Genomic DNA, 9,281 nt, shown 5'->3' on the forward strand with positions numbered 1-9,281 from the left:
GTAGATACCATCTTAAAAAATAAATATCAAGCAGAAATAAATTCAACTTTTGCCTGATAAGGAGATTGATGTTTCAATACACCATAGCAGATATGCACAAGCTTACGCATAGCAGCGCAAATCGCCTGCATCTTGCACTTACCATTGGCTAACAGCCTCTCGTACTGTGCCTTAATATCAGGATTCCATTTAGTGGATACCACTGCAGCCATATACAGTTTAGCTCTAATAGCACTTGAACCATTCTTAGCTAAACGTGATTTGCCTTTAAACTGTCCTGACTCAATATGTCTAGGAACAAGACCAATAAAGGCTGCAACCTGTGACGCTTTAGTAAACTGCTTATTGTGCATCAGCGATAGCATCTGTCTTGATGTGGCAGGGCCTACACCTTTGATAGTTTGTAGTAGCTCTTGGTCATGCTTTAACTTAGGATGTTTATCGATATGATCATCAATATCATCGTTAAGCTTTGCAATAGCAACTTCTAAAGCATCAATCATAGTGCCAATGGATTGCTTCACAATAGGCGCAGTATCAGTAGCATATGCTTTTTCTTGACGGTTAAGCTCACGTTGCAAGTCTTGCTGTAGTGCATCTAAACGAGTCAATAATGACTTTAATTGTCTTGCTTCTACTGGTGGCGGTGTCCACTGTTCTGGCTTAGCACTATTAGCATAACGAGCCAGTAAGACGCTATCCTTTTTGTCAGTTTTATTGCGACTACCAAGAGAGTTTGCATAGCTTCTGACATAGGCTGGATTTACGATACTTAGAGCAATACCTTTATCATGTAGAAAATAAGCCACATTCTCATGATAGACACCTGTTGCTTCAAGGGTTACGTGTATATCACTTAAATTATCGCTGACGTTTGTTTTTAGCCAGTTGATAAGATTATCAAAGTCGTCTTTGTTGTTTTTAAATACTTTGGTTTTAACCTTTAGCTTGTCTGCATCTTTAAGCCATGCAACATCAAGCTTTGCTTTACTAACATCGATACCAATATAATGAGTCATCTTGTCATCTTCCCTTGTTCATGCAGTGTCACTCGTATTGAGGCACTTGGATACCATTCAGAGTATTAAGATGATAAAAATGAGCATTGGGCATTATCTACGCTACAGTGTCTAGGCACTAAGGGTGCGCTCATGCTCTCAATGCTCGTGATTAACCGCTTTAGTTTATCAACTCTCGTTGATTGCGTTAAGGGGTCAGTCAAGATACAAGGGTGTAATCAGATAAGTGGACGCTACACATTAAATCAATATACCCTAAATATAGATCAAGTCATGAGTACTGAGATGTACTGCGAGGGCTTAAGTGAGGCTGAACAATTACTTATAGATATAATGAAAGGCAGCAGTCAGTTGATTTATAAAACGGGTGATAATCCGATACTCAATCAAATAACCGAGAACGGCTATAGTATAATTTGGCAGGGTAGTGAAACGCCAGAAGCTAAGTATTCGCAAGTTGCCGACATTGTATTTTGGAAAATAGACAATAGTGAATTAACTTGTCCCAATGTCTTAACGAAAACCTGTTTAAAAATAAAACCAATATATTATGATCAAGGTATCAAAACGGGTGAGGGCGATTGGGATATGTTTGTCGGAGAGATTGAAGGATATACCCATGATAAAACTTTAGAGCAAGTTGTACGGTTGAAACGGTTTAGTGCCGATCCTGTAGATGTAAAAGGTAAGCAATTTGTTTATGTTTTAGACCAAGTTGTCGAAACTTCAGTTATTGGCGATTAAAAGATATTACAAATTAAAAAATATAGATAATAAAAAAATTTTTAACGTATCAGTTTACACAATCTGTAGCGCTCTAAACATGGAAACGTAATATATATTCATTCGTAAAGATAGTAATATCAAACTACCTTTATGTTTAAATAGTATTGCGATACCAAGAAATATAATTGGATAAAACTAGGGTCTGTTGAACATTCAAATATGGAACTGGCGGCGGTTATTTTTTAGGCAATGTGCAGGGAAATTTTAGACACTTAGTTATTCTAAGTTAGAACCCCTAATTATTGAAAGTCACAATATATTGATAAAAAATAGACCCGCCCCGTAGGGCTGATGCTAAAATTGCCCCAAACGTTGTTATAAAACTAGCTAAGGTCCAATACGCTTCGGGCATTATCGTCGGTTTATGCCTAGTTTGGAACAATTTTAGCTATCAGCAGTCCTAATATTTGAATGTTCAACAGACCCTAAATTATCTTAACCCATTTAAGTCGTCTTCAGTAAGGCGCCATCGTCCTTTCTTTTTTGAAGTTCCCCGTCCGCGAACCGTACTATTCATTAAAATCTTATTCATGGAATGGCTTGAATGAGCATGACAAATGGCACACGCCAGTCCATCAGCAGCATCTTGCTGGGGAGCGACATCTAATTTTAAAATACGGCACACCATTTCTTGAACTTGATCTTTACTTGCAGCGCCATAGCCGCATACGGATTGTTTGATTTGCCGTGCTGTATATTCAGAAACTTCAAGATCAAGCGCCACTAAAGCGGCGATAGCAGCCCCACGTGCTTGACCAAGTTTCAAAGCGGAATCAGGGTTTTCGGCCATAAATACTTGCTCAACAGCAGCATGAATGGGTTCGTCGGCATATTTTAAATGATATTGAGTTATACGCGTTATACCATTAAAAATACGCTTTAAACGTTCTGGCATTTCTTTTGTTTCGGTTCGGATTGTACCCGCGTCTAGATATCGAAGCGTATCACCTTTTTGATGAATGATTCCGTAACCCGTCATTCTTGAACCTGGGTCTATACCAATTATTATTGCCATAAATGTGTAACCGTCCAACTTTTAACTTTTAAACCATCATAAAATAAAATAATAAAAAATTTTAAATGAAAAGTATAAAACGTTAATTTATAATTTAAGATTTGATAGTATAGCAAGCCAACCCCATATAAATAACATATATAAGTTTAAATTCGCATTTAGTAAATTAAAAGATAATAAGGACGACGTATCATGGGTCAGTTGGTTGGTATTGCCATCGTATGGTTTATAATTGAAATGCTGCTTTGGTATTTAGTAGCTCAGTTTATAAGCGGTTGGTGGGTGTTTATATGGTTTATCGTAGCGGCTGTTATTGGTATAACGCTTATCCGTAAAGGGCTAACTACCTTAAATCCTATGGCTCAACAAATGAAAACCGGTGGCATGATGAATCCATCTATGCGACCACCTGAAAATAAAATGATCAAAACAGTTGCTATGGCTGTAGGTGGTTTATTACTACTCATTCCTGGCTTGTTATCAGACTTGCTTGCACTATTGGTAGTGCTTCCTCCAGTACAAAAAAAACTTAAAGAAATGGCAAACAATTATGTCTTGAACAATCAAGATAAAATGATGGAAATGATGGCTAAGCAAATGGGTGGTCAGATGGGTGGACCAAATCCATTTGGGGGTATGAGCAGCGGCATGGGTAAAAGCCCATTTGGTGGTCAAAATCCTTTTGGTAATCAAAATCCATTTGATACAAAAAAAGGCGCACAAAATCAAAATCCTTTCGGTGATGTGTTTAAACAAAACACCACAGTTGACGGATCTGCGAAGACCGTTGTGAAAGATGTGAAGAAGCTTAAAAAGCCTGCAAATGATGAGTAAGTCTATTAATTTGAGTTAAGTAGTACTATATATTAGCCAATGAAGCCAATTGTCTAATGAGTAAAAAATTAAAAAAATAATTAGAACAATAAAAAACCCCATCTGCTTAAATTGCAAATGGGGTTTATGTTTAGAACCGAAGTGCCGCTGTAAGATGGGGACCCATGAACCGTGAAGTTCAGGGCGGATGCGTCATTGCTTCTTAAGGTTTCCTGAAACACTGCAAGCAGCGCAGGCATACTCAGTAAAGCAATAGGTACCACATCCATTTAGTGCGTTATCGGCTCAGGGAATATCATCTACTGGCGAACACTTCAGAATATAAACATTTTATCTAAAATAGGTTTCTTATGCAAATTACATATTTAAAAGTTTGTAACTGAATAAAAATTACTAACTACTTCTATATTAAGGATTAACGCAATACTACTATATTAAAGTTTATTCAGTACTATTGCGCAAAAACCCCATCATACATTCTAGAACCAATCTTTTAATAGTCTAATACTAATGCGTTACTAAATTCGATGCGTATCTCAATCTTATAGCCACATATTAAACTTAATACATAAATAAGAATACAATTTAAAATCTAAATCACTTCAAGTGCTTATGTGCTAAATTCAAGTGTTTTTCGCTCTAAATTATAGATACAGAGCTTAATATGTTAAAATTGTGCTACGTTTATTTAATTAAGTTAAACCTTTGAGGCGAAATTAAACCTTAGTGTGTTTTATTTTTTTAAATTCCTTAAATTTCTTAAATACCTAATATACGTTTATACGTTTTTATAATGACCCTTCATAATAGATACTTATAAATACGATAGCCACTTTGAAGCAAATTATATAGATTAAGTAATAAAATTGGAGAACGAATAAATGGCAGCTGCGAATCCTAGTAAAAAAACCCCTCACGTACTTATGATATTAGATGGATTTGGTTACCGCGAGGAAGAGCGTGATAATGCGGTTGCTGCTGCTAATACACCCAACCTTGATCGAATATATCAACAGTATCCGCATGGGCTCATCTCGGGTTCGGGCGAAGATGTAGGACTGCCTGATGGACAGTTTGGTAACTCTGAAGTGGGTCATATGAACCTTGGTGCTGGTCGTGTTTTATTCCAAGATTCTACACGTATATCTCGAGACATTATTAATAGAGACTTTTATAAGAACGAGAGTATTGTTGAAGGATTAAGAGCAGCACTGGATGCTGGCGGCAATATTCATATTATTGGTCTTTTATCAGATGGAGGCGTTCATGCGCATCAAGATCATATTGAAGCGATGTGTCATGCTGCTGTGGTTTACGGTGCAAAGCATGTCTATGTACATTGCTTTTTAGATGGACGTGATACCCCTCCAAAATCAGCTGACAAATATATAAAACGTCTAAAAGACTATTTAAACAATCTTAATTCATATTATGAAAGCGATGTACAAATTGTTAGTATTGTCGGTCGTTATTTCGCTATGGATAGAGATAACCGCTGGGACCGCGTCGAAAAAGCATATAACTTGATGACACTTGGTGAGGCTGAGCGTATGGCAACCCGAGCTGATGGTGCGGTGCAAGCAGCCTATAAGTCACGTGAAACAGATGAATTTGTCAGCCCTACAAATGTTATAGAACACGGAGAGACACCCATTACTATTAATGATCATGATGCTGTATTCTTCATGAACTTTAGAGCAGATAGAGCGCGTGAAATTAGTCAAGCTTTCATATTACCAGATCATGAGTTCTCAGGTTTTGCACGAAAAAAACAACCGCTACTTTCAGCTTTTGTCATGATGACACATTATTCAGATGAGCTTGCAGCCAATCCTAAAACTTCAGTCGCCTATAAGCCGACACAACTTCAAAATACGTTAGGTGAATACTTACAAAATCAGAATAAAACCCAATTACGAATTGCAGAAACAGAAAAATTTGCGCATGTCACATTCTTTTTTAGTGGCGGAAAAGAGGATGAGTATGAAGGTGAATCACGTATATTAATACCCTCACCAGATGTAGAAACTTACGATTTAAAGCCCGAAATGAGCGCGCCTGAAGTTACTAAAAACTTAGTTAAAGCCATACATTCGGGTAAGTACGATGTACTTATCGTAAACTATGCTAATGGTGATATGGTTGGACACACGGGTGATTTCGAAGCTGCTATTCAAGCCGTTGAAGCTTTAGATGTTGCCATTGGTGAAGTCGCTACTGCGGTAATTGAAGAAAAAGGGCACATGCTTATTACAGCAGATCATGGTAACTGTGAACAAATGCAAGACTACGACAGCGGACAGGTGCATACACAGCATACGACAGAACATGTGCCTTTAATTTACATAGGTAATAATGAAGTAACGGTTCGTGAGGGCGGTAAATTAAGCGATGTTGCGCCTACTATTTTGGAGTTGATGGGTCTTGATGTTCCAGAAGAGATGACTGGTAAAAATTTATTGATTTCAGAATAATATTATAGATATAAATGCTATAGATTTATCTACTTTAGCGACATCTACTTTATAAATAGTAACTAAGTTAAAGTGTGCTCAATGTAAATATCATAAATTAAGCCTATGAATAGGACTTCGGATGATCCATAAATCGATATCAAAGAAACATTTGAATCACCCTACGTGCAGTGGTTGTGATAACGGGAGTAATACCGATAAGAATCATTTACCTTTTATGAATGCTACACTTTTATATACTATGAAGTCTTTTAAGACGACACTTTTATTCACTCTTTTAATATTTAGTATGTCGAGTGCTTCAAATGCGGCACAAACTCATAACCCTAATTTAACGTCTGTCACTCAGGACGACCTAAACAGTAACTTCGAAACTCCCTTTAATGACTTAAAACCGTCCTCTTTACCACAGGATTGTATTGAAGATTGTGATGCAATCGATATTGTGGCGAATAAAGACGCTATTAAAGAGATATCAAATGATGCATTTATTGGTTCAGAAGATGGGTTTTCAGAACATAGCACACCTAATGATGATTTTTTAGAAGATGGTTTTTCGCAACAGGATATCATTAATGGCTATCAATTAGACCATATAGACCAAGACGATGGCTATGTAACTGGGGTAACTGATGCAATTCATGATCATGACTTAATGCAAATTCCATTGAACTCTATCTCTCCACAAACTATTGAAACGTTTGTAGAAGTTATAGATGTGGTTCGTAGAGATTTTCTAAAACCTATCAATGATGAAGCGCTTTTTACGCATGCGATTATTGGAATGCTTGAGCAGCTAGATAGTCATGCCAGTTACCTAACTCCTGAAAATTATGAAAATTTAAGAAACTTTACCGATGGTGAGATAGGTCAAGTAGGGCTTACAGTCCAGCAGGACGATCAATCAAAAAGCTGGATAGTTGAGCGAGTTACAGCCCATTCGTCAGCAAATGACATGGGAATTAAATCTGGCGATAGATTGATTAAGATTAAGGACGCTGAGCTGCTTCCAGATTTACAACAGCAAGATATCGATCAATTACTATCGGGTATCGCTGGATCACAAGTGCAGGTAACCATAGTAGATCAGGTAGGTCGTCAAAAGGATTTAATATTACAACGTAATATATCTGCTAATACTCAACTTGAAGTGAACGTATATGACAGTATTGCCATGATACGCCTACCCGTATTCCAAAACAGTTCTAAAGATCAGATTATTGATGCGCTCAAACAATCTGGTGAGCCCATTACTGGGGTTGTTATTGATTTGAGAAATAATCCTGGCGGCGTGTTGTCTACTGCTTTAGATATTGCCAGTTTATTTGTTAAAAACGATGATCTTATTCAAGTGAGTAGTCGTACTAACAATAACCAAACTTTACGATCAATGGGTACGCCATATTTATCGGATTTACCTGTAGTGGTTATCCAAAACAAATTCACAGCATCCGCAGCTGAAGTGCTCTCTAGTAGTCTTAAATCAAACGACCGAGCGATAATAGTTGGAGAAAGAAGCTTTGGTAAAGGTACGGTTCAAGAGGTTGTGCCTTTAAAATTAGGCGGCGGTTTAAAATTAACCGTAGCAGAATACCGAAGCTCTCAGGGTGAGATTATAGATGGTGTTGGTATAGAGCCTGATATTTATTATTCACATGATGGCTCAAACTGGCAAAGTAAGGCGATCTCTATACTTTTATCAAAAGATAGAAATGTGGGTATTAAGTTTGATAATGAATTCAATGGTATTTCGGTCGTTGATGACTATTGATCCAGATTGTTCTTTTATAACTAGATTTATAACTACATTTATATATAAAGTTATAAAGATGGTCATAGGGTCTAAAAGCGAGACTTTCCCAAACTTTGTGTAACTGCTTATAATCCATAGTAAAGGAGAATAAGCAATGACAAAACAAACAGAACTAAAAAAACTAGCCGAACAAATGGCCAAACACGTTGGCAGCTTTGAAGACATCAAAGCATTTCAAAAAGAGCTCATGCAGTCATTTATTGACACTGCATTAGAAGCCGAGATGGAAGAGCATCTAGGCTATCCTAAGCATGAAAAGGCGGATACCCCAAACAAGCGCAACGGTCACACCAAAAAGACAGTGCGCAGTGACACAGGTGAGATTGAAGTATCTACACCCAGAGACCGTGAAGGAAGCTTTGATCCTGTATTGGTTGCAAAGCATCAAACTCGTATCACTGGGCTCGATGATAAAATCATCATGTTTTACGCCAAAGGCCAGACAACCACTGAGATTGTTGAGAGTATCAAAGATATCTATGACGTTGATATCTCAACCAGTCTCGTATCAAGGGTTACTGACAACATCATAGATGACATCACAGCATGGCAGAATCGTCCACTAAGTAGCTTATATCCTATCGTATATTTAGACTGCATTGTCGTTAAAGTACGTCAAGACAAGCAAATCATTAATAAAGCCATCTATCTGGCCTTAGGCGTCAATCTTGAGGGCAAAAAGGAGCTACTGGGTATGTGGCTATCGGAGAATGAAGGCGCTAAGTTCTGGCTAGGTATTCTCACTGAACTACAAAACCGTGGGGTTCAAGATATTCTTATTGCCTGTGTGGATGGTTTAAAAGGCTTTAGCGAGGCAATTAATACGGTATATCCAAACACACAGGTTCAGCTATGTATTGTGCATATGGTACGTTACTCTATGAAGTTTGTACCATGGAAAGATAGAAAAAAAGTAGCGGCTGGTTTAAAGGCGGTTTATGGTGCTGATACGCTTGAGCTGGCAGAGGCTAGCCTTGAGCAGTTTAATGAGATCTGGGGCGATAAATACCCGCATGTGGTTACCTCTTGGCGCAATAATTGGGAGGGCTTAACCGTGTTCTTTGATTACCCGAAAGACATTAGAAAAGCCATTTATACGACCAATGCTATCGAGTCATTAAATAGCGTGATTCGTACCGCTGTGAATAAGCGTAAGATATTCCCATCTGATCAAGCGGCGTTAAAGGTTGTTTATCTAGCGACTCAGCAGGCGTCTAAAAAGTGGTCGATGCCCATCCGTAACTGGACGTCTGCTCTTAATCGATTTATGATTATGTTCGATGAGCGTGTTAGTAAGCATTTAATCTAAATTGCAGTTACACAGAATTCAGGATGGGCTC

Annotated in this window: 7 protein-coding genes and 1 other RNA gene; 5 read left to right on the forward strand and 3 right to left on the reverse strand. The window is 37.8% G+C overall.

The features are described from left to right. Positions 1-26: 26 nt before the first annotated feature. Entirely contained in the window at positions 27-1,019 is a 993-nt protein-coding gene (locus tag AC2SLP_RS11725; protein WP_486535649.1) for an IS110 family RNA-guided transposase, read from the reverse strand. A gap of 132 nt (positions 1,020-1,151) precedes the next feature. Between AC2SLP_RS11725 and AC2SLP_RS11730 the strand changes: the two genes are divergently transcribed. Next, a complete protein-coding gene (locus AC2SLP_RS11730; RefSeq protein WP_486536822.1) occupies positions 1,152-1,763 on the forward strand; it encodes an META domain-containing protein in 612 nt (203 codons plus the stop codon). 472 nt (positions 1,764-2,235) lie between these two features. On the opposite strand, the gene ruvC is transcribed toward AC2SLP_RS11730, so the two are convergent. Next, positions 2,236-2,820: a crossover junction endodeoxyribonuclease RuvC gene (ruvC, locus tag AC2SLP_RS11735; protein ID WP_486536823.1), complete on the reverse strand. Its 585-nt coding sequence runs from the start codon at positions 2,818-2,820 to the stop codon at positions 2,236-2,238. Between the two features lie 192 nt (positions 2,821-3,012). Here ruvC and AC2SLP_RS11740 point away from each other — a divergent pair, with 192 nt between their 5' ends. Then, positions 3,013-3,654, forward strand: a complete 642-nt coding sequence (locus AC2SLP_RS11740) for an FxsA family protein (protein WP_486536824.1) — start codon at positions 3,013-3,015, stop codon at positions 3,652-3,654. Positions 3,655-3,786: 132 nt separating this feature from the next. Here AC2SLP_RS11740 and ssrS read toward each other — a convergent pair. Then, positions 3,787-3,978, reverse strand: a non-coding RNA gene (gene ssrS, locus AC2SLP_RS11745) — 6S RNA. A gap of 557 nt (positions 3,979-4,535) precedes the next feature. On the opposite strand from ssrS, the gene gpmI reads away from it, so the two are divergent. From gpmI to AC2SLP_RS11760, 3 genes are all read left to right on the forward strand, one after another. Further along, positions 4,536-6,128, forward strand: coding sequence for a 2,3-bisphosphoglycerate-independent phosphoglycerate mutase (gene gpmI, locus AC2SLP_RS11750; RefSeq protein ID WP_486536825.1), 1,593 nt, complete (start codon positions 4,536-4,538; stop codon positions 6,126-6,128). A 289-nt stretch (positions 6,129-6,417) separates the two neighbouring features. Next, positions 6,418-7,899 carry a S41 family peptidase gene (locus tag AC2SLP_RS11755; RefSeq protein WP_486536826.1) on the forward strand — a complete coding sequence of 494 codons (1,482 nt, stop codon included), beginning with the start codon at positions 6,418-6,420 and terminating at the stop codon, positions 7,897-7,899. Positions 7,900-8,035: 136 nt separating this feature from the next. Then, entirely contained in the window at positions 8,036-9,250 is a 1,215-nt protein-coding gene (locus tag AC2SLP_RS11760) for an IS256 family transposase (protein ID WP_486535535.1), read from the forward strand. Positions 9,251-9,281: the final 31 nt, after the last annotated feature.

The organism is Psychrobacter sp. CX21, assembly GCF_057396255.1.

Bases quoted from the DNA above. Each gene is read 5' to 3' on its own strand.
- AC2SLP_RS11725 (WP_486535649.1), bottom strand. From the start codon at position 1,019: ATGACTCATTATATTGGTATCGATGTTAGTAAAGCAAAGCTTGATGTT.
- AC2SLP_RS11730 (WP_486536822.1), top strand. From the start codon at position 1,152: ATGCTCTCAATGCTCGTGATTAACCGCTTTAGTTTATCAACTCTCGTT.
- ruvC (WP_486536823.1), bottom strand. From the start codon at position 2,820: ATGGCAATAATAATTGGTATAGACCCAGGTTCAAGAATGACGGGTTAC.
- AC2SLP_RS11740 (WP_486536824.1), top strand. From the start codon at position 3,013: ATGGGTCAGTTGGTTGGTATTGCCATCGTATGGTTTATAATTGAAATG.
- gpmI (WP_486536825.1), top strand. From the start codon at position 4,536: ATGGCAGCTGCGAATCCTAGTAAAAAAACCCCTCACGTACTTATGATA.
- AC2SLP_RS11755 (WP_486536826.1), top strand. From the start codon at position 6,418: ATGTCGAGTGCTTCAAATGCGGCACAAACTCATAACCCTAATTTAACG.
- AC2SLP_RS11760 (WP_486535535.1), top strand. From the start codon at position 8,036: ATGACAAAACAAACAGAACTAAAAAAACTAGCCGAACAAATGGCCAAA.